General features: G+C 53.5%; 16 protein-coding genes. 7 read left to right on the top strand and 9 right to left on the bottom strand.

All coding sequences use genetic code 11. The annotated features are described in order from the left end of the window. Positions 1 to 10 precede the first annotated feature (10 nt). On the top strand, positions 11 to 1,384 hold the full coding sequence (locus tag TRICHSKD4_RS25040; protein ID WP_009760064.1) for an aspartate aminotransferase family protein: 1,374 nt from the start codon (positions 11 to 13) through the stop codon (positions 1,382 to 1,384). Positions 1,385 to 1,461: 77 nt separating this feature from the next. Here TRICHSKD4_RS25040 and TRICHSKD4_RS25045 read toward each other — a convergent pair whose 3' ends face one another. Further along, complete coding sequence (locus TRICHSKD4_RS25045) at positions 1,462 to 1,665, bottom strand: heavy-metal-associated domain-containing protein (protein WP_040617406.1); 204 nt, start codon at positions 1,663 to 1,665, stop codon at positions 1,462 to 1,464. Positions 1,666 to 1,835: 170 nt separating this feature from the next. On the opposite strand from TRICHSKD4_RS25045, the gene TRICHSKD4_RS25050 reads away from it, so the two are divergent. After that, the gene (locus TRICHSKD4_RS25050; protein ID WP_009760067.1) at positions 1,836 to 4,358 is read left to right on the top strand and encodes a heavy metal translocating P-type ATPase; all 2,523 of its coding nucleotides are present in this window, start codon (positions 1,836 to 1,838) and stop codon (positions 4,356 to 4,358) included. Then, on the top strand, positions 4,355 to 4,741 hold the full coding sequence (gene cueR / locus TRICHSKD4_RS25055) for a Cu(I)-responsive transcriptional regulator (RefSeq protein WP_009760068.1): 387 nt from the start codon (positions 4,355 to 4,357) through the stop codon (positions 4,739 to 4,741). The genes TRICHSKD4_RS25050 and cueR overlap by 4 nt, the downstream gene beginning before the upstream one ends. Positions 4,742 to 4,762: 21 nt before the next feature. Here the strand turns inward: cueR and TRICHSKD4_RS25060 are convergent, their stop codons facing one another. Beyond that, complete coding sequence (locus tag TRICHSKD4_RS25060) at positions 4,763 to 5,239, bottom strand: MarR family winged helix-turn-helix transcriptional regulator (RefSeq protein ID WP_009760069.1); 477 nt, start codon at positions 5,237 to 5,239, stop codon at positions 4,763 to 4,765. Between the two features lie 83 nt (positions 5,240 to 5,322). On the opposite strand from TRICHSKD4_RS25060, the gene TRICHSKD4_RS25065 reads away from it, so the two are divergent. Both TRICHSKD4_RS25065 and ngg read left to right on the top strand, forming a co-directional pair. Further along, positions 5,323 to 7,098, top strand: a complete 1,776-nt coding sequence (locus tag TRICHSKD4_RS25065; RefSeq protein WP_009760070.1) for an N-acetylglutaminylglutamine amidotransferase — start codon at positions 5,323 to 5,325, stop codon at positions 7,096 to 7,098. 3 nt (positions 7,099 to 7,101) lie between these two features. Beyond that, a complete protein-coding gene (gene ngg, locus TRICHSKD4_RS25070; RefSeq protein ID WP_009760071.1) occupies positions 7,102 to 8,886 on the top strand; it encodes an N-acetylglutaminylglutamine synthetase in 1,785 nt (594 codons plus the stop codon). A gap of 7 nt (positions 8,887 to 8,893) precedes the next feature. Here the strand turns inward: ngg and TRICHSKD4_RS25075 are convergent, their stop codons facing one another. Together TRICHSKD4_RS25075 and TRICHSKD4_RS25080 are read right to left on the bottom strand one after the other, a co-directional pair. Next, complete coding sequence (locus TRICHSKD4_RS25075; RefSeq protein WP_009760072.1) at positions 8,894 to 9,346, bottom strand: hypothetical protein; 453 nt, start codon at positions 9,344 to 9,346, stop codon at positions 8,894 to 8,896. Between the two features lies 1 nt (position 9,347). Then, positions 9,348 to 10,613: an ABC transporter substrate-binding protein gene (locus TRICHSKD4_RS25080; RefSeq protein WP_009760073.1), complete on the bottom strand. Its 1,266-nt coding sequence runs from the start codon at positions 10,611 to 10,613 to the stop codon at positions 9,348 to 9,350. Positions 10,614 to 10,886: 273 nt separating this feature from the next. Between TRICHSKD4_RS25080 and TRICHSKD4_RS28635 the strand changes: the two genes are divergently transcribed. Together TRICHSKD4_RS28635 and TRICHSKD4_RS25090 are read left to right on the top strand one after the other, a co-directional pair. Further along, complete coding sequence (locus tag TRICHSKD4_RS28635; protein WP_009760074.1) at positions 10,887 to 12,962, top strand: ATP-binding protein; 2,076 nt, start codon at positions 10,887 to 10,889, stop codon at positions 12,960 to 12,962. A gap of 161 nt (positions 12,963 to 13,123) precedes the next feature. Further along, positions 13,124 to 14,326 carry an osmoprotectant NAGGN system M42 family peptidase gene (locus TRICHSKD4_RS25090; RefSeq protein WP_009760076.1) on the top strand — a complete coding sequence of 401 codons (1,203 nt, stop codon included), beginning with the start codon at positions 13,124 to 13,126 and terminating at the stop codon, positions 14,324 to 14,326. Between the two features lie 12 nt (positions 14,327 to 14,338). On the opposite strand, the gene TRICHSKD4_RS25095 is transcribed toward TRICHSKD4_RS25090, so the two are convergent. The 5 genes from TRICHSKD4_RS25095 to TRICHSKD4_RS25115 all read right to left on the bottom strand — a co-directional run bounded on the left by TRICHSKD4_RS25095 (position 14,339) and on the right by TRICHSKD4_RS25115 (position 20,658). After that, positions 14,339 to 15,100: a FadR/GntR family transcriptional regulator gene (locus TRICHSKD4_RS25095; protein ID WP_009760077.1), complete on the bottom strand. Its 762-nt coding sequence runs from the start codon at positions 15,098 to 15,100 to the stop codon at positions 14,339 to 14,341. Between the two features lie 32 nt (positions 15,101 to 15,132). Continuing rightward, the gene (locus tag TRICHSKD4_RS25100) at positions 15,133 to 16,137 is read right to left on the bottom strand and encodes an ABC transporter ATP-binding protein (RefSeq protein ID WP_009760078.1); all 1,005 of its coding nucleotides are present in this window, start codon (positions 16,135 to 16,137) and stop codon (positions 15,133 to 15,135) included. Then, positions 16,121 to 18,073: a dipeptide/oligopeptide/nickel ABC transporter permease/ATP-binding protein gene (locus TRICHSKD4_RS25105; RefSeq protein WP_009760079.1), complete on the bottom strand. Its 1,953-nt coding sequence runs from the start codon at positions 18,071 to 18,073 to the stop codon at positions 16,121 to 16,123. Before TRICHSKD4_RS25105 ends, TRICHSKD4_RS25100 begins: the two co-directional genes overlap by 17 nt. Next, positions 18,073 to 19,017 carry an ABC transporter permease gene (locus TRICHSKD4_RS25110; RefSeq protein WP_009760080.1) on the bottom strand — a complete coding sequence of 315 codons (945 nt, stop codon included), beginning with the start codon at positions 19,015 to 19,017 and terminating at the stop codon, positions 18,073 to 18,075. Before TRICHSKD4_RS25110 ends, TRICHSKD4_RS25105 begins: the two co-directional genes overlap by 1 nt. Positions 19,018 to 19,092: 75 nt before the next feature. Beyond that, positions 19,093 to 20,658, bottom strand: a complete 1,566-nt coding sequence (locus TRICHSKD4_RS25115; protein ID WP_009760081.1) for an ABC transporter substrate-binding protein — start codon at positions 20,656 to 20,658, stop codon at positions 19,093 to 19,095. Positions 20,659 to 20,743 lie beyond the last annotated feature (85 nt).

A 20,743-nucleotide genomic window follows, 5' to 3' on the forward strand; every position in this document is an offset into this window, starting at 1 on the left:
ACGAAAATACATGCTGAAAAATGATCAGCTCGACGCTTGGGATCGCGAGAACTTTTTCCATCCCTCGACCCATTTGGCCCAGCATGCCCGCGGTGAAAGCCCGAACCGCATCGTAACCGGTGGGTCTGGTGTTTACATTGAAGACCGGGACGGCAAAAAGCTGCTGGATGCCTTTGCAGGTCTTTACTGCGTTAATGTGGGATATGGTCGGACCGAAATTGCCGAGGCCATTGCAGAACAGGCCAAGGAACTGGCCTATTATCATTCCTATGTTGGGCACGGAACGGAATGCTCGATTACGTTGGCCAAAATGATCATGGACCGCGCACCGTCGCACATGTCCAAGGTCTATTTCGGTCTCGGCGGGTCAGACGCCAATGAAACCAATATCAAGCTGGTTTGGTACTACAACAACATTCTTGGTCGCCCGGAGAAAAAGAAGATCATCTCCCGTTGGCGTGGCTATCATGGTTCTGGTTTGATGACCGGTTCACTTACCGGCCTTGAACTCTTCCATAAGAAATTTGACCTGCCTCTGGACACGGTTCTCCATACGGTCGCACCGGATTATTTCCGCCGCGAAGACCTGTCGATGAGCGAGGCGGATTTTGTGGCCCATTGTGCGGCTGAGTTGGAAGCGTTGATCGAACGGGAAGGGGCCGATACCATTGCAGCCTTCATTGGCGAACCTGCGCTGGGCACGGGCGGCATTGTACCGCCGCCAGCAGGCTATTGGGAAGCCATTCAGCCGATCCTGAAAAAGCACGACATTTTGCTGATCGCAGATGAAGTCGTATCCGGCTTTGGCCGTCTGGGAACCATGTTTGGGTCAGCGCATTATGGACTGGAGCCAGACTTCATCACCATTGCAAAGGGTCTAACTTCTGCCTACGCGCCGCTGTCCGGCTCCATCGTGTCCGACAAGGTTTGGAAAGTGCTGGAAGATGGCACCGACGAGTTTGGTCCAATCGGGCATGGCTGGACCTACTCCGCCCACCCGATAGGCGCTGCTGCCGGAGTTGCCAACCTTGAACTGATCGACAAGCTGGGTCTTGTTGAAAACGCAAAAACCGCCGGGACCTACATGAAGGCGGCTTTGGTTGAAGCGCTTGGCGATCATCCAAATGTCGGTGACATTCGCGGTGATGGTCTGCTGTGTGCGGTTGAGTTTGTCGAAGATCGGGAAACCCGGACCTTCTTCGATCCAGCCAAGAAAACCGGACCGCAGATTGCCGGTGCTCTGCTCAATGACGGGGTTATCGGACGGGCCATGCCGCAGGGCGATATTCTGGGCTTTGCGCCGCCGCTGTGCATCACGGAAAGTGAAATCGACACAGTAGTTGCTGCTGCAAAGAAGGCTGTGACCTCGGTGCTTGGCAGCTAAGCCCGGTAGTCAATGCGAGTTGAAGAGAAGCGCCCGCGGTTCAATGGTGGCCGCTTTTATTTTAGTGGTGCCACACATCAATCGGACGGTACGACTTCCGGCTCAAAGCCTATCTTGCGCAAGGCTGCTTCGACGTTTTCGGCGGGTGTTTTGGTCTCGATAGCGACCGTGCGGTTCTCAAGATCACATGCCACGGAGGCATTGGTATCCAAGGCGATGATTGCTTTTTCGATTGAGGCCACGCAGTGGCCGCAGCTCATGTCGGGAATACTGTATTTCATTTTTGGGTCTCGTTTAGAACTTCAGGCCTTTTTGCGATTTTGTTCTCGTCTTTCGCAAGCGGAAGACTACGTAGTGTTCCGATTTGCAAAATGGGTTGACCTTCCAGTAACTGGAAGCACTATCTAGGGTCAGAGTCCCAGGATGGGAAACAGAGAAACTGGAGTCTGTCATGCCGTCGCCCAAGCCCCTTGTTCTGTCCATTGAGTGCCTGTCCTGTGCCTCCTGTGTGGGGCGTGTTGAACGCGGGCTTTCTCAGCTCGATGGCGTTTCGAATGTCGCCGTCAATCTGGCAACCGAACGGGCGCATCTTGACCGCACTGGCGACGCCCAACCGCAGGATGTCGTTCAAAAACTTGCAGAGCTTGGTTATCCGGCGCGTACAAACACAATTACGTTTTCCGTGCAGTCCATGTCCTGCGCCTCTTGTACAGGACGGGTTGCAAGGCTGCTCCAGGCACAAGACGGGGTTCTGACTGCAGACGTCAATTTGGCAACTGAAACAGCCACCGTTGCCTTCATTGAAGGGGCTGTCGAGCCAGACAGCCTTGCCCACATTGTTTCGGAAGCTGGTTTTCCAGCCGAAATAAAGGATGGTTCGCAATCGCAGGATCAGGCGGAGCGGCGAGCCGAGGAAGCGACCGAGCTTTCTCGCAAGTTGCTGATTGCGAGCGTATTCGCGCTCCCTGTTTTCATCATGGAGATGGGAAGTCATGCTTTCCCGCCGTTTCACCATCTGATCCATGAAACAATCGGGCAAAAAGCCAGCTGGGTTCTCCAGTTTGTGCTGACAACCGTAGTTCTGTTTGGTCCCGGGCGGATGTTTTATCAAAAGGGTATTCCCGCACTAGTGAAGGGTGCGCCTGATATGAACAGTCTGGTCGCGGTTGGAACGTCTGCTGCCTGTCTTTATTCCGTGGTTGCGACTTTTTTCCCTGCGTTGATTCCTGCTGCTGTTCGGGCTGTCTATTTTGAAGCCACTGCCGTGATTGTTGTTCTCATTTTGCTGGGGCGGTTTCTGGAAGCTCGCGCCAAGGGCAAGACCGGCGCAGCGATCCAGAAGCTTTTGGGTCTTCAAGTCAAAACCGCAAACGTGTTGCGCAATGGCGAGATTGCCAGCGTTCCGATTGACGCACTTGCTCTCGGGGATGTTGTGGTTGTCAAACCCGGTGAACGGGTTGCTGTTGATGGCGAAGTATTGAGCGGTCAGTCGCACATTGATGAAAGCATGATTACGGGCGAACCGGTCCCGGTTGAAAAGGGGGTAGGGAGCCCGGTAACAGGCGGGACGGTCAACGGGGCTGGAAGCCTACAGTTCAAGGCCACACGGGTCGGGTCAGAAACAACACTGGCGCAAATCATCAAGATGGTGGAAGAGGCTCAAGGCGCCAAATTGTCCATTCAAGGGTTGGTGGACAAGATCACGCTGTGGTTCGTGCCTGCGGTTATGATGGTGGCCGCACTAACAGTTTTTGTCTGGCTGATTTTTGGACCTGATCCGGCGCCTACACTTGCCTTGGTGGCCGGGGTGTCTGTTCTGATCATTGCTTGCCCCTGCGCGATGGGGTTGGCGACACCGACCTCGATTATGGTCGGAACCAGACGGGCCGCGGAGTTGGGTGTGTTGTTTCGAAAGGGCGATGCCCTGCAGCAATTGAATGACATCGATGTTATCGCGCTCGATAAGACCGGAACAATCACCGAAGGCCGGCCGGAACTGACTGATCTTGGGGTTGTAGACGGATTTGATCGTACCGAGGTGCTTTGCAAGATCTCATCCGTCGAGGTTCTGTCAGAGCATCCGATTGCGGATGCGCTCGTGCGCGCCGCTGAACGCGAGCAGGTGGAGCGTAAGGCCGTCAGCGACTTTGAGGCTATTGCCGGACACGGTGTGGGTGGCTCGGTCGACGGGGAAAAGGTTCTGGTAGGTGCGGACCGTCTGATGGCTCTGCAGGGAATAGATGTGACAGCTTTGCAAGCGGTTGAACGAGAATTGGCCGAGCGGGGGCGAACCGCGCTCTATGCAGCAATTGGCGGAAAAATTGCTGCGGTGATTGGCGTTTCGGACCCCATCAAGGCGCACATTGCAACGGCTATCAAAGCGCTGCATGCGCAGGGCTTGAAGGTCGCCATGATTACAGGGGACAAGCAAGCAACAGCTGATGTGATTGCGCAAGAGATTGGAGTTGATACGGTCATCGCTGGTGTCTTGCCGGAGGGCAAGGTCAAGGCTTTGGAGAGCCTAAGCGGCGATGGTGCGCGTGTTGCCTTTGTCGGTGACGGGATCAACGATGCGCCCGCACTCGCCAGTGCCGATGTGGGTATCGCGATTGGCACGGGCACGGATGTTGCCATTGAATCGGCTGACGTTGTGCTGATGTCTGGCGATCTCAGAGGCGTGGTCAACGCTTTGGAGGTGTCCCGGCGCACCATGCGCAACATCAAGGAAAACCTGTTCTGGGCATTTGCCTATAACACTGCATTGATACCCGTAGCGGCTGGTGTTCTCTATCCGGCGTTTGGCGTGTTGTTGTCGCCGGTCTTGGCGGCTGGGGCGATGGCGTTGTCATCCGTTTTTGTTCTCACCAACGCCCTACGACTGTGCCGTATTACTCCGATCCTGTCCGAGCAGGAGGCTGTGGTTCACCCCAAATCGACATCAAAGCTGGTTGTTGCAGAAGGAGGAGTGTCGTGAATATTGGCGACGTTGCAAGCAAAAGCGGTTTGCCTGCCAAAACCATCCGATACTACGAGGAAATTGGTCTTGTTTGCCCACCGAGGGGTGAAAATGGCTACCGGAGTTTTGGTGAAGATGAACTGCACAAGTTGGCGTTTTTAGGCCGGGCACGCGCCCTCGGGTTTTCTATTGAAGACTGCCGTATCCTGCTTGCCCTTTATGAAGATGATGGCCGTGAAAGCGCCCAAGTGAAAAAGGTTGCAGAAGACCACCTGAAGCGCATTGAAGAGAAGATTGCACAACTTCAATCCATGCGGAGTACGCTAAAGCACCTCGTTAGCTCCTGCGCAGGTGACAATCGTCCGAATTGCCCAATCCTGAATGATCTAGCGCGGGATTGATTGAGAAGCTTCAAGGCGCGCTTATTCTGGCACCTTGGTCGTGACCAGCATGGGGGCTGCATCCAGTTTGTGTGCATTCAGCATTTCCGCGATCTGTTCAATGGAACGCAGCAGGGTTTCTTGTTCGGATCGTGTACATTGATCGAATTTATTCTCAAATTCCTCGTGCAACAAACCGGGCAGATTTGAAACCATTTCCAATCCGGCTTTTGTCAGTTTGGCGTGAACAATCCGACGATCAGACTTGGAGCGATAACGCTCGATCAGGCCTTTTTCCTCAACTTTGTCCAAGATCGTCACCACGGTTGCTGAGCTCAAGTCAGCATTTTCTGACAGTGCTTTGGTGGTGACCTCGCCCAAATCGCGAATGCTTTGCAAAACAACGATTTGCGGGATGGTGAGCCCCGTTTTGCGAGAGACTTCCCGCGAACGAAGGTCAATCGCCCGAACGATCCGGCGAATGGCCTTGAAGACTTGCAACGAGGTCACTTCATTCATAATTTCACCCCTAATGATTTGAACTCTAATGATTAGAGCTATATACAAACCAGCGTCAAGTTTGTTTAGGAGATATCTGATACATGTGCGGCATATGCGGCGAAATCGTTTTTGGCACTGATCTGGCAAGTTCGACACGGGTGGATGCCATGGCGCAAGCCATGGCCGCGCGGGGGCCGGATGGCATGGGTGTAACGATGCGCGGGCGTGTCGCATTTGGCCATCGGCGGCTGAAGATCATTGATTCGAGTGATCGCGGCGCACAGCCAATGACAGATGTCGAAGCAGGCCTCAGCCTTGTCTTCAACGGATGTATCTACAATTATCAGGAGTTGCGGGCTGATTTGTCTGCCAAAGGGCACCGGTTCTTTTCGACCAGTGATACGGAAGTCATTTTGCGCGCTTGGGCGGAATGGGGCAAAGACTGCTTTTCCAAATTTCATGGCATGTTCGCTGTCGCCATTCATGAGCATGACAGCGGCCGTGTTCATCTGGCGCGGGACCGGTTTGGCATCAAACCTCTGTACTTGAACGAGGCAGGCGGCAGGTTGGGATTTGCGTCGTCGCTTCCGGCCTTGCTGGCAGGCGGCGGTATTGATCGCGATATCGATCCGGTTGCGCTCCACCATTATATGAGCTGGCACGCAGTGGTCCCCGCACCTCGGACAATTCTCAAAGGTGTTCGCAAGCTTCCGGCGGCAACGATCCGTACCTACGAAGTCGACGGTAGCTTCAAAGATCAAACCTATTGGACGCCGAGTTTTGAGCGTTCGGCAGAAGATCTGGCGCGAAGCGCCGATGATTGGCGCGACATGGTGCTGGAGGGTTTGCGCACTGCTGTTCGTCGCCGGATTGTGGCTGATGTTCCAGTTGGCGTTCTTCTGTCAGGTGGTGTGGACTCCAGCCTGATTGTAGGTCTTCTTGCGGAAGAGGGGCAGAAGGATCTAGCGACCTTCTCTATTGGGTTTGAAGAAGCGCACGGTGAGAAAGGCGATGAATTCCAGTATTCTGACCTGATTGCCGAGCATTATGGCACCAACCACCACAAGATTTTCATTCCGCATTCCGAGCTTCAGGACAATCTTCCAGGAGCCATTAAGGCGATGTCGGAACCGATGGTGTCCTATGACAATATCGGTTTCTATTTGCTGTCTCGCGAGGTCTCGAAGCACATCAAGGTGGTGCAATCCGGGCAGGGGGCAGATGAGGTCTTTGCTGGGTATCACTGGTATCCGGAACTGAATGGGTCCAACCAACCTGTTATGGACTACCGAGCCGCTTTTTTTGATCGCAGTCAGGCTCAAATGGCTGAGGCGATTTCATCTGATTACATGTGCGACAGGGACGAAAGTCTCGCATTTGTGGAAGCCCATTTTGCCGGAGCTCGAGCTGAAGATCCGGTCGACAAGGCACTGCATTTAGACACCAACGTGATGCTGGTGGATGATCCGGTCAAACGGGTCGATAACCATTCCATGGCATGGGGCCTTGAGGCACGCGTTCCGTTCCTTGACCACGAACTTGTGGAACTCGCTGGCCGAATTCCGGCACAGCATAAACTCGCTCAAGGCGGCAAAGGCGTGTTGAAGGAAGCTGCGCGTCTTGTGGTGCCCAGTGCCGTTATTGACCGTCCGAAGGGGTACTTCCCGGTTCCGGCGTTGAAATACATTCAGGGAGACTATCTCACGCTTGTAAGAGATACGTTGACAAATGACGCGGCGCGCAATCGTGGGTTATTTAATCAGGCGTATCTGAACAAACTGTTTGCCAATCCGACCGACTACATCACCAAGCTTCGCGGGTCAGAACTGTGGCATGTTGCCTTGCTGGAAATGTGGTTGCAGGGGCAGGAGGTCTGAGCCATGGCCGAACAGGAACGGCAGCGCCCCAAGGGTGCGTTTGATCATCGCCTGAAGCGCATGCGCGCGCACGGTATGAAACCCGAATATCGTGAGGATGGAACGCCTTTTGAGAAAAACCAGACGGTCAATTGTGGGTGGGGCCGACTTGTTCTGGCCAATACCTTTGATGATCCGAGAGAACTGATCGACCAATTGCGCAAGGAAGGACCTGATCAGCGAGATATCGCGTTTTATGTGCGTGATCCGCATGTCCTGATCGGCCTTGCTCCGCAGGAACTTTTCTTGGACCCGTCCCATACTTACCGGCTTGATTTGTCGACATATCGGGTGGCACGCAGCCGGCGGAAAGGGTTCACCATCCGGCGGCTTTCCTCCCGGCGCGATGCAGATGCGATCAATGAGCTCTATTCGAGCCGAGGCATGGTTCCAATTGCCCCGGATGTCATGTGGTCTGATCTCGACCCTCGGGCCATATCCGTTCTGGTCGCAGAGGAAGATGAAACCGGCATGATCGTCGGGACCGCCATGGGGATTGATCACAGGCGGGCAACAGATGAAACGGATGATGGCTCGTCCCTTTGGTGTCTTGCCGTTTCCGCTCAAGCCCGGTTCCCGGGTATCGGTGAGGCCCTGGTTCGCCGTCTTGCCGAGATCTTTAAGGGGCGGGGCATTCCATTTATGGACCTGTCAGTGCTGCACGATAATGATCTGGCGATCCAGCTTTATGAAAAGCTGGGTTTTGAGCGTGTTCCATATTTTACCGTCAAACGGAAAAACACCATCAACGAGGCGCTCTTTGCTGGTCCAGCACTTGAGGAAAAGCTCAATCCATATGCGACGATCATCGTGAATGAGGCCCGCCGCCGGGGGATCTGGACGGAAATTCTGGATGCTGAGGGAGGCTTCTTCCGATTGTCCTATGGCGGACGCTCGGTTCGTTGCCGAGAAGCCCTGAGCGAATTTACAAGCGCCGTGGCTATGTCAATCTGCGATGACAAGGCCGCGACCCGCAGGGTTGTTGAGGCTGCTGGAATTTCTGTGCCAGCACAAAATTCGGCGGGTGATAAGGCCGAGGAACTGGCTTTTCTCGAACGTTATGGCTCAGTGGTCGTAAAACCCGCCAGAGGCGAGCAAGGCAAGGGAATTGCGATTGGGTTGACCGATCCAGAGAGTTTGCAGCAAGCAATCGAAGCTGCGCGTTCGTTTTCAAATGACGTTCTGATTGAAGAATGCGTTGAAGGTTTTGATCTTCGTCTCGTTGTGATTGATTTCAAAGTGGTGGCGACGGCCATCCGCAAACCCGCAGAAGTGATCGGGGACGGGACAAGGTCGATTGTAGATTTGATCAAGGCACAGTCGCGCCGCCGGGCAGCTGCAACAGGTGGTGAGTCGACCATAGAGATTGATGATGAGGTTCACCGGTGTCTCGAAACAGCCGGGTTTAATCTGGCGAATGTTTTACCACAGGGACAGGTTTTGCCGGTGCGGCGGACTGCCAATCTTCATACAGGTGGGACGATCCACGATGTGACCGAAGAGACCCATCCGGTGTTGATTGAAGCGGCTATCAACGCCGCACGCGCAATTGATATTCCTGTGACGGGTATCGACCTCATGGTCAAAGACCACCGCCGCCCGGAATATAATTTTATTGAAGCAAATGAACGCCCGGGTCTTGCCAATCACGAACCTCAACCAACTGCAGAGCGGTTTGTTGATTTTTTGTTTCCGTTGTCGGTTCCACAGCCGGTCCGCGAGACGGGCAAGTCGTATGCTAAAGGGTAGTCGCGCTTTAGACTGACGGTGATGAGGATGGTGCCCCGACCAGTTGTCCGTTTGGCAGTTTTTCTTCCATGACGGCAGGGTCTACCCCCAACCATCTAATTGCATCGCCAATTTTCATAAACGCAGAGCACGGGTTCTGTGTGTGCCGAGCGTAATAATCCGAATAATCACGGGCCACGACCAGATGTGGAATGTTTCCTGCGACAATTGCCATGCGATGCGCAATGCCTTTCTCTTGGAGGCCTGTTGCGACCAATTCCGCTTGACTGGTCAAGGCTTGCTCCGGCATGCGCATATCGGTCATGTTACGCATATCATTGAGCGAATATTTGACCGTTTCGGAGAATGGTTTTTCTACGAAGTCTTGAAAGCCGGTCGCGAGTTCTCCAAAGGTGACGACACCCCAATAGTCGACATGAAGAAATTCAAACTGCGGAAGGACTGTCAATTCGATCGGCATCTTACGGCCAGCCCGGGAGTTTGAGTTCCAACGCGCGTTTTAAAAGATCTCTGTCGTACCTGTCAGCGGCTTCCTGTGCCGTAATCTCACCGAGAAGCAGCTGCTTTGTCAGGACTTCCAGAGAAGGACCCTTGAGGGGTGTTAGAAACTCAAGCGCAGGCGTTGCACCTTTGTCATCAAAATGACGCTCTATCTCCATCTCATAAAGTGGCTGATTTTCGTCCCATGTGCAGGTGTCAATCGCGAAAGGACCGAATGCGATATCTGTTTGTTTCAACAATTCGCAGTTTGCCTCATCCATTACAAAGTCGATGAATTTCAGTGCGGCTTTTCGGTTTTGACCGGCTATAGGCACATACAAACCAAGCGGCATCCAAAGTGTTGCCCCAGAGTTTTGTGTTTTTCCGGGTATTGGAAAAAAACCAATCTGATCAGGGGCAGCGGGATCCAAATCGTTGAGGAGACCCACCACAACACTCAAACCGATTGTATGCGCTGCGCGCCCACTTGCGAGATCGGTGACACTTTCGCGCAATATCCGACTTCCAGCTTTTCGGTCGACGTAACCCAAGTTCTGAAGTTGGCTTAGTTTCTCAAAGCTGATCCGCGCCTTGTTGTCAGACCCGTACTTGATTTGTCCGTTTGTAAGGCGTGTGGGGAAATTCGGATCATCGGCAAGTACATTATGAAAATCTGCCAGAAACAACACCTGTGTTGTCCAGGTTGTTTCCAGCGAGAAAGAAATTGGAGATACTCCAGCTGCTGCAACTTTGGCGCAGTTTTCAAGAAATTCGTTCCAGGTTTCTGGCTCTTCCAAGCCCAGACTGCGGTAGATTTTCTTGTTATAGAAGATGCCGCCCACGAGCATCGATCCATAAGGAGCTGCGAGGAGTTTTCCGTTTTGGCTTGCTGATAGGGCAAAAGATGGATTGACGTGTTGGCTAAAGGCGCGGTCCGACAAGTCAAACAGATGGTTAGCAGGTTTTGCGGCGTGCAGGATCGATCCGGTCAAATACGCCATTACATCCGGTGGGGTATCGGATAGAAGTTGGGCCTTGAAACGCGCTTCTCGGGTAATTCCTCCGGGGCGCTCGGTTACTTTGACTTTTATCTCTGTGTGTTTTCTCTCAAATTCCCGAGCAATCCGTATCAGTCCGGGGCTCAGGGATTTGTCAGCTTGAACAACAAGGGTTTCCGCATTCGATGTTGACAACGGAGACCCGATTACAACGCATAACAGCAGGAAAAACTGAACCGCGGCCCGCATTATAACCCAATCGTTGCTAGTAAATATAATTACGTTTATACAGCATGTTACCTTGCGTCAAACAATTCAGCCCGGATCTGAATTTCGTCCTCAAAACGAGCGTTGGAGCGGTCTAGGGTGGCACATTTTGGCAATTCCCAAAAAATCAACCGATGTATGTTCGGATCGCCGGGCCACTTGTTCTAGTTTTGATGGCGGTTTTGACACTTTCCGTGTTTTTAGGCTTTAGGTTCGTGTCCGGGGCATTTGAGCGTCAGTATTATGAACACTCGGATGGCGCATACGCATGCTCTCGCGAGAACGCTTGGGCCAGTCCTAAACTCTTCGGATATCGCATTGGGGATATGGATCGGTGAGGGCGTCCTCGCATATGACGAAGTCATTTCAGTTGAAATTGAAAATTTGCTGGGCAATGCCGTTTTTGAGCAAAAAAAGGGTGATGCAGGGAATGTGGGAAAAACAATTGATCTGGAAATCGTAAGTCCTCTAGACGGTCGATCTCAGATTGGCTCGTTGCGAGTTGCTGTTCGTGTTCCACAGGCGCCCTCAGCTCAACCGTTTTTTCTGATTGCCGGCTTCCTATGGCCCGTGGGAGTTTTGGGCCTGCTTGCCGGGTCGGTCTATTTGCTTATTCGTTCTCGGGTTTTGCTTCCCATACAGGCCTTGCATGACAAGGTAGTCGTTTCCGGCACCGACGCGTCCCAATTGTTAAGCCGATCTGATGATTTTGGGGCGTCGGAGCTAAATGAACTTGATGCCGCGTTCACGCAGACCTTTTGGACCATTCATGAAAAGGAAAAACTGGAACGGGAGATACTCCAGGAACGTGCAATCCTCTTCGATGCTGCAGATAAGGCCTTGAAAACAATAGATATGGGTATGGTCTGTATCGGCGTCGATGGCGAGAGCGGTGTTCCCATGCGGATGGGGTTGCCGCTGCCTGACGAATTGACCTTTCTTGAAACAGCCTTTCTTGAAGGTGGCAAAGATTTCGGCGATGAGTTGCAGAAGGCGAAATTTGCATATGACGAGACAAGTATTGCAAGTACTCCGGATGACGAAGATACGCCGTCGCACATTTCCTATGAAGTTGAAATAAAACTCTCCAAGCTGGTTGGCTGGTATCTGACTGTTGCCGAACTTGCTGGTGGCGCGATCGCCTTAATTTTCCGTGATGTCTCTTCTGAGTTGCGGCTTCGGCAACAAATTGCGTTGGCTCACAAAAACGAGACGATTGGCCGGCTTACCGGTGGCGTCGCACACGACTTCAACAATCTGCTCAACATCGTTCATGGCAATCTGGAAGTGTTTTTGGAGAAGCACCCGGAATACAGCGAAAATGAGTGGCTATTAGCTGGATTGTCTGCGTCACGAAAAGGTGGGCAATTGACCCGAAGCCTGCTGACGTTCGCGCGCGAAAGCCAACTAAAGCAGGAAGTGGTCGACTTGAATGAACATGTCGGTCAGACCATGCGGTGGATGATCCGCATCTTGCCTGAAAACATCAGTGTTGAAACCGTCCTGCAACAAGGGCTGTGGAGCACGACGGCCGATGTTGCGATGACGGAAAATGCGCTTTTGAACTTGGTGATCAATGCCCGCGATGCCATGGCCGATGGTGGCAGCCTGACGATTGAGACAGCAAACGTTCGTATCGAGCAGGATTACATTGCCGAGAGGGGAGAGACACTGAAACCCGGACGATATGTTGCTGTCTCTGTTTCCGACACAGGAACGGGTATAACTGAAGACATCATCGACAAGATTTTTGATCCGTTTTTTACAACCAAGGAGACGGGGAAGGGCTCAGGGGTTGGATTGTCGATGGTCATTGGTTTCATGAAGCAATCCAATGGAACTGTCCGCGTTTATTCCGAGCCTGGTGTCGGGACGACCTTCAAACTTTTCTTCCCGGCAACTTATGGCGAGCGGTCGAATGACAATGCAATAAGGACCCAACTTACCCGCCCAACAAATGGTGCATCGGTTCTGCTGGTTGAGGATGACCCGTTGCTCAGAAGGACCATTCAGGAACTTCTTGAAGTCTCCAGTTACATCGTGACAGTCGCCGAAAATGGCCAAAAGGGCCTACAAATGTACAAGGCAACCCCGGATTCCTTTGACGTGGTTTTGACGGACGTTGTAATGCCCGGGAACTATATGGGGCCACAGATGATCCGCGAAATGCGGAAGATCAGGAAAAACCTTCGAGTTATTTTTATGTCGGGCTATTCACAAGAAGCCACGGTCCACGGCAACGGGGTCTCTCCAAAAGACCTGCGCTTGATCAAGCCGGTTAGTCGTCAGCTCTTGGTAGAAGTGATTGAAAGACTACTGACAGAAGAGTAAAATTAAATCTGCTGACGGTTGCTGAACCTCAATGATTCCCGTAGGTTAATGGTCTCAATTGGGTCCTGTTTTGGCTTGTCGACAGCCCTTGGCAACAGGATAGCCACCGCTCTTTATTGCCACCTTGCCCGTGGCGCGAAACACCGAAAAACGGACCAGACATGACGCGACTTGCGATTGACATTCCTTATCTGACACGCGTTTTGAAGGAGCTTCTCGCAGTCCCCAGTCCAACGGGCTACACCGATGAAATTGTCCGGTGTGTGTCTCAAGAACTGGAAGCGCTCGGCGTCTTTTATGAAATCACGCGGCGGGGGGCAGTCAGAGCCAGACTTGATGGGCGCAAGTCCAAACCTGCTCGGGCCTTTGTGTCCCACCTGGATACGCTGGGTGCTCAGGTCAAGGCTCTGAAGGACAATGGCCGTCTTGAATTGGTGCCCATCGGGCATTGGTCTGCGCGGTTTGCTGAGGGGGCTCGCACGACCATCTATTCTGACAGCGGCGCTTATTGGGGCACAATCTTACCCATCAAGGCCTCCGGTCACACCTACAATGACGGCATCGATACGTTGCCGGTTGGCTGGGAATATGTTGAGCTGCGGGTAGACGCCTATTCCAAAAACTCCGAAGACCTGAAACGGCTCGGAATTGATGTTGGCGATATCGTCTCAATTGATCCTGCTCCGGAGTTTCTGGAAAACGGGTTCATTGTTTCGCGCCACTTGGACAACAAGGCAGGCGTTGCAATTATGCTAGCCGCGCTAAAGGCCATGATTGATGAGGGTGTGGAGCCTGAAGTTGATATCTATTGGCTGTTCACCATTGCGGAGGAGATCGGGCATGGGGCAACGTCGGTACTAACCCCAGAGATCGCTTCAATGGTCGCGATTGACAACGGCACATCGGCTCCGGGACAGAATTCAGATGAATTCGGTGTCACGATTGGAATGGCCGACCAAACTGGTCCGTTTGATTTTCACCTGACCCGCAAGATGGTTCAGATTTGCCGGGACAATGACATATCGTTCCAGAAGGATGTCTTTCGCTATTATCGATCAGATGCGGCTTCGGCCATTGAGGCGGGCGCGGACGTGCGCACGGCTCTCATTACATTTGGGGTCGATGCCAGCCACGGCTATGAACGGATCCACATGCATGCGCTGCGGTCTGTTGCAGAGCTAGCCACCGCCTATGCTGTCAGCCCGGTCGAAATCAAACGGGATGCGCGGGAATACTCAAGCCTGAAAGGCTTCACCGTTCAGCCGACAGAAGATGCCGATCAGGCGCTTCATCCAGAAACTGATGAACCTGCAGCTGAGCCCGTCCACGAACCGCTGGATCATGATGCGACAGGCAATACTTGAATGAAATGAACATTATTTTCCGGGCGTGCGCATTGTTGCACGCTCCAGCATGTAAACTTCCGCATGCTCCATATGCTCACGCATGATGTCCCGGCAAAGCTGTTTGTCTCCGGCCTTGATCGTGCGTAGCAGGCGAACTTGGTAGTGCAGGCCGGTTTCTCTTAAGGCTGGATTTGGCTCTTTGTAGATGGACCGGCACACCGTCATGTCGCGCAGCAGGCTCAAAAGAAAATTGCAGGTAAAGGCCAGCAACGGATTGGGGCAATGACGCGCTAACTCCTCATGAAACTCAAGTTCAGCCAGCCGCTGCGCGTATTCTTCTTCTGCCGTTTTTGGCTCGTCTTCATAAAGCCGTATACAGCCTTGCAGAGCCACAAAAGTCTCCTCTGAGAGGGAGCCTGCCACGGACGCCGCGAGTTCTGGTTCAAGCTGCTTTCTAAGGGCGTAAATATCTGAGATCGTTGGTGTGTTGAATAGAAAAAGGTTATCCAGCAATCGGATCGCTTCGCCCGGCTCGACTGCAGAGACAAATATTCCACCACCCGGACCGCTTTTTGTCGTGATCAGGCCCTGAAATTCCAGCACCTTCAGGGCTTCTCGGAGAGTACCACGGGAAACCTTCACGACCTCCGGCTGGAGCCAGTCGTTCGGTAAACGATCTCCCGGCTGAAGATTTGCCTCAACAATTCTTTCGCGGATCTGTTGCGCGACCTTGTCGGGTCGGCGGAGGCGTCTACCCTGTTTTTGATCGTTTTCTGGCTGTGTTTGGGGCATGCCGGATATCCGAACCTGTACGCTTTAACTGGCTATGCACTTGCAAGCGGATGATAGCAAGCGGCAAAATGGTCGGCCTGACCGCCAGTTGCTTCACTTGGTGATGGTTTGCCTGCGAGACACTTGTCTGTTTTGTAAGCGCAACGTGCCGCAAAGGCACATCCAAGTGGCGGATTATATGGGTCGGGTAATTCCGCGCTGGCATCCTCGGCCAGAAGCTCATGACGTCCCGGCGCAGGGGCAGATCGCATGAGCAAGTCGGTATAAGGGTGGAGTGGTTTTGCAAAGACATCTCGTGCCGGGCCTAATTCTGCAAGGCGGCCAAAATACATGACGGCCACCCGATCACTCACGCTTTCGACGACCGATAGATCATGGCTGATGAAAACATATGTCAGTCCGAACCGGTCTTTCAGATCATCCAGCAGATTGAGAACCTGTGCTTGTACAGAAACATCCAACGCAGAAACGGGTTCATCCAGAACGATTAACTCGGGGCCAGCTGCAAGCGCGCGGGCAATTCCGATGCGCTGTGCCTGACCACCCGAAAACTCATGCGGGTACCGCTCCAAAAACTCTGGAGCTAGGTTCACCGCTTCAAGAAGCTCTTCAAGTCGTTGTTCTCGGCCTTGGCTTTTTAGTTCGGTCAGGTGTTTCAGAGGGGCTTCCAGTATGGTACGAATGGTCTTTCGCGGATTGAGTGAGGCGACCGGGTCTTGAAAGACATACTGAACCTTGCGAGCAAGGGCGCGACGGTCGGCTTTTGCCAGTTCGCTCAAATCCGTTCCATCAAAATGGATCGTGCCGCCCGTTGGTCTGTCGAGCCCGACAATCAGCCGAGCTAGCGTTGACTTTCCACAACCGGATTCTCCAACCACACCAAGGGTTTCACCTTTACGTACATCAAGTGAGACGCTCTGAACGGCGTGCACTGCCGGTGTCTGGCCGCCAAACAGCTTACGCTCGCCGCCGAATACACGTTCCACGTCGCTGATGGAAAGCAGTGTGCCGGATACCGGTTCAGGATGCTTGGTCATCACGTAGCTCCTTGTTCATGGGAAAGAGGCAACTGACACCGCGGGTTTCATTCGCCATTTCAAGTTCAATCAGACCAACTCGACAGGCAGTTTGCACGCGCGGGCAGCGGTCTGCGAAGGCGCAGCCATCGGGGAGGTTGTTCACAACGGGTGGGCGGCCTTCAATGGCATCTGTTCGCCGCTCTGGTTGACCAAGAACCGGCACACAGTCAATCAGCTTGGCAGTGTACGGATGCTGTGGATTGGCCAGCACTTCGGCAGTTACACCAGTTTCAACAATGCGTCCGGCATACATAACCGCAACGCGGTCACAAAGTGCTGACACAACACCGAAATCGTGGGTGATGAACAAGATGGCTGCATCCCGCTCGCGCCGCAGCCCGTTCATCAAAGTGAGGATCTGGGACTGAACGGTCACATCAAGCGCGGTTGTGGGTTCATCGGCAATCAGAACATTCGCATCATTGGCAAGTGCCATCGCGATGCAAACACGTTGTCGCATGCCGCCGGAAAGCTCATGCGGGTAAGCCGATAGACGCTCTGGTGCATTTGGAATTCGAACCAGCGACAGAAGTTCGATTGCTTTTTCTTTTGCTTCGGATCCGCTGAGTGGCTGGTGGGCCTGAATGGCCTCGATTAACTGGTCTCCAACAGTAAACAGCGGATGTAGGGTGGATAGGGGGTCTTGAAACACATAGGCGACCGATCCACCGCGCAGGTCGCGAACTCTTTTGTCACTCGCGCCAAAAAGATCTTCACCGTTCAGATAGGCCGCGCCACCAACTATGCGGCCTGGTGGAGTTGGTACAAGTCCCATCACCGACATGGCTGTAACTGATTTTCCGGAACCGGATTCACCGATAATTCCAATGCATTCGCCTTTTTTCAGATGAAGGTCAACGCCGCCGACCGCCTTGTAAACCGAGCCGCCAATTTGAAACTCTGTCCGCATGTCGCGAACGTCCAGGACGCCGGGTTCAAGAGACGGCGGAGGGATGTCTTTCGGGTCTCTGATGACCTTGGTCCGGGCAACCGGGCGCGTGAGAGATCCGGCGCGCAGGCGTGGATCGAGAATATCGCGGATGCCATCGCCCAAAAGGTTGATGCTCATCACGAGTGCGAAAATCATCAATCCGGGAATGATGGAGACATGGGGTGCCGTGAATAGGATCTTGCGGCCTTCTCCGAGCATGGAGCCAAGATCGGCCTGAGGCGGCTGTGCACCGAGTCCAAGAAATGAAAGCCCCGCCGTTTCCAGCACCATCCAGCCAACCGTTGTCGACATGGTGATAACGATCACAGGCAGGACATTTGGCAGGATTTCAATGAACAGGATTTGGGGTGGAGATTTTCCGGCAAGTCTGGCTGCGTCGACAAACTCGCGCCGGGAGAGACCGAGCGTGATGCCACGGATGTTTCGAGCGAAAAACGGTATATTGACCAAGGCAATCGCGTAGAGCGCATTTAAGAGGCCGGGGCCCAACACTGCGACAATCGCAAGCGCCAGAAGGATGTAGGGAAAGGCCATGACCATGTCGATGCCGCGCATGATCAAGGTATCAACACGCCCGCCTGCATAGCCAGCGACAAGACCGAGCAGCGATCCAAAGAATGCGGCAATGACGGTGGCGGACAGGCCAACGGCAAGTGAGACGCGTGTTCCCCAGATCAACCGGGAGAGAAGATCACGCCCCAGATGGTCCGTGCCGAGCAGATGGCCGTCAGAGAAAACAGGCATAAGCCGGTTTGCTGGAGCTGTCACATCCGGATCAGGCAGTGGCAGGAGCGGGGCTGCCAAGGCCGTTAGACAGATGAGTGCCAGAATGACAAGGCCGACGGTGGCCAAGGTATTGTTGAATAAAAGAGCCAGAGTGCTCGGTCGGCCGGCTGGTTTCTTTTTCGCCTTTACTGGCGCGGTCATGGTTGCGTCAGTCATCAGCGAAGCCTCGGGTCAAGCATTGTCTGGACCACATCGGCGGCCAGATTAAAGAGCACATAAGCACTGGCAACGACGAGAACGCCGCCTTGCACCAACAACAAGTCGCGGGTGGAGATTGCTTTCACCAGCATTGAGCCGATGCCCGGCCACTGAAACACTGTTTCGATATAGACCGCACCGCCGATCACGAACCCTGCCTGAATGCCGATAACGGGCACGATGCTGACAAGTGCGGATTTGAACGCGTGTTTATAGATGACCTTGCGCTCGGAAAGCCCCTTGGCACGGGCTGTGCGGATGTAATCCTGCCGAAGCACTTCCAGCATGGCTGTTCGGGTAAGGCGAGCGATGACGCCCGTTGCGACAACCGAAAGTGTGAAGGCAGGCAAGGCGAGGTGGTGCAGAAGATCCTTCAGGTCGCCGCCACCATAAATCGCGTACATGCCAGAGGCGGGAAACAGGCGAAGATTGACTGCAAAAATCAGGATAAGAAGCAAACCCAGCCAGAAAGACGGCCTTGAAATGCCAACGAGGACAAGAAGCGTGATGGCCTTGTCGGCAAGGCCGTATTGTCTAACGGCGGAAACGACACCGGCCAGAAGGCCGAGAATAGAGCAGAGGAGGAGGGCTGTGCCCGCCAGAATGAGCGTTGCGGTAAATCGTTCCAACACTTCATCCAGAACTGGACGGTTTAATGTATAAGAGCGGCCGAGGTCGCCTTTAAACAGGTTGCCGATCCATATGACGTATTGTTCAAACAATGTCTTGTCGAGGCCAAGGTCCTTGTTGAGCTTGGCCACGTTTTCCGGGGTGGCATAAGAACCCAAAATGGCCGTCGCGGGATCGCCCGGGATCATCGCCATGATCAGAAATACGATGATGGTCAGCCCGAACAGGACCGGGATTGCGGCAAGCAATCGCTTGGCTATGTAAGCCCCCACGCCATTTCTCCCTCAAAATACAAAAAGAAACCCTGGCAGAACGATAGCCCCGCCAAGGTTTAGACCCAACTTGGATTATTGGGGCTTTTTCACGTCCTGAAGCATCAGGAAGAATGACGGTTGAAGTTTGAAGTCTTCAACAGAGGCCTTGGTGACAGCGTTCTGTTTCCAGTTAGCAACAAAGACCCAAGGCGCATCTTCCTGAACGATCTCCTGCATTTCCTGATAGAGCTTCGCCCGTTCGGCCTGATCTGTGACCTGGCGTGCCTTTTCAAGAAGCTCATCCACCTTCGGGTTGGAATAGTAGCCGGAGTTGAAGCCACCCTTGTCCGGGAACGCTTCGGTGCGCAATGCAAGGAAGGGTAGCGTATCCGGGTCGTTTGTCATCCAGGCCATTTCGGCCATGGCTGCCTTGCCTTCCAGGCCGGGGTTCACCTTTCCAAGGAAGGTATTCCACTCATAGGTCTCGATCTTGACGTTCATGCCAACAGCCTGAAGGTCCGCCTGAATGGCTGTGCCCATGGCAATCGGGTCAAGCATCCCAGAGCCGCCCTCGGTGATATAGAAGGTGAGCTCTTCACCATTGTAGCCAGCTTCTTTCAACAGCGCCCTGGCTTTTTCCGGATCATACGGGTAGGGCTCAAGGCCTTCGTTGTATGCCCAGGCAAAGGCAGGCGGGGTGGGGCCAGCGGCGACATCAGCCGTGCCTTGCAGGATGTTTTCAACCAGCGCAGTCTTGTCGATGGCGTAGTTGGCTGCCTGACGGGCTGCCTTGTTGTTGAACGGTGCCTCCTTGGCGTTCAGGATCAGGAACCAGACGTGCGGACCTGCTTGTTCGTGAACGGCGAAGGATGCATCGGACTTGAACTGTTGTAGGCTGTCTGGCGGAACTTCAACCATGATGTCCAAACCGCCAGACAGCATTTCGGCAATCCGGGTGTTGGCATCGGTGATCGGCCGGTAAATCACAGCTTCCAGATCTGGCGCACCGTCCCAGTAATCGTTGTTTTTGACGGCGACCACTTTGGCATTTGCCTCCCATTCGGCAAACTTGTAGGCACCTGTTCCGGACGGGTTCCGTCCGAATTCCTTGCCATGCTGCTTGACAGCTTCCGGTGAGACAATCAGGCCTGTTGGGTAAGCCAGATTGGACAGGAAAGGCGCGTATGGCGCGTTCAACGTAAAGGTTACAGTGTGTTCGTCGTCTGCTTTCAAGTCTTCGACTGATGAGAAGAAGAAGGAGAGTGGAAACGGGCCTGTTTCGTGATAGGGGTGCTCTTCATCCAGCATGCGCTTGAAATGGAAAACGACACTTTCGGCGTTGAACGCGGACCCATCATGGAAGGTAACACCGTCGCGCAGCTTGAAGGTGTACGTCTTACCGTCATCGGAGATGGTCCAGCTTTCAGCCAAAGCCGGCTCCACTTCCAGCGTGCCATCCTTGTAACGAACCAGCCCGTCGTAAACATTCATGAGAATGCGGAAGTCGTTGACCGCGGTAATAGCATGCGGATCTAGCGACTTTGGTTCAGCGATCTGACCAACGATCAAAACGTTGGGCGGCGTCTGCGCTTCTACCTCCGAACCGGGTGCAAAAGCGAGAAAGGCCGAGGCGAGCGCCGCGGCAAGATATCGTTTCATTGTGCGTTCCCCTGTTTTTGATGTCTCTAATAAATCATGATTAATTGATCTGTCGCAATAATTATTTCATATTGATGATATCGAA

This window comes from Roseibium sp. TrichSKD4 (assembly GCF_000148725.1).
Lineage (GTDB): Bacteria > Pseudomonadota > Alphaproteobacteria > Rhizobiales > Stappiaceae > Roseibium.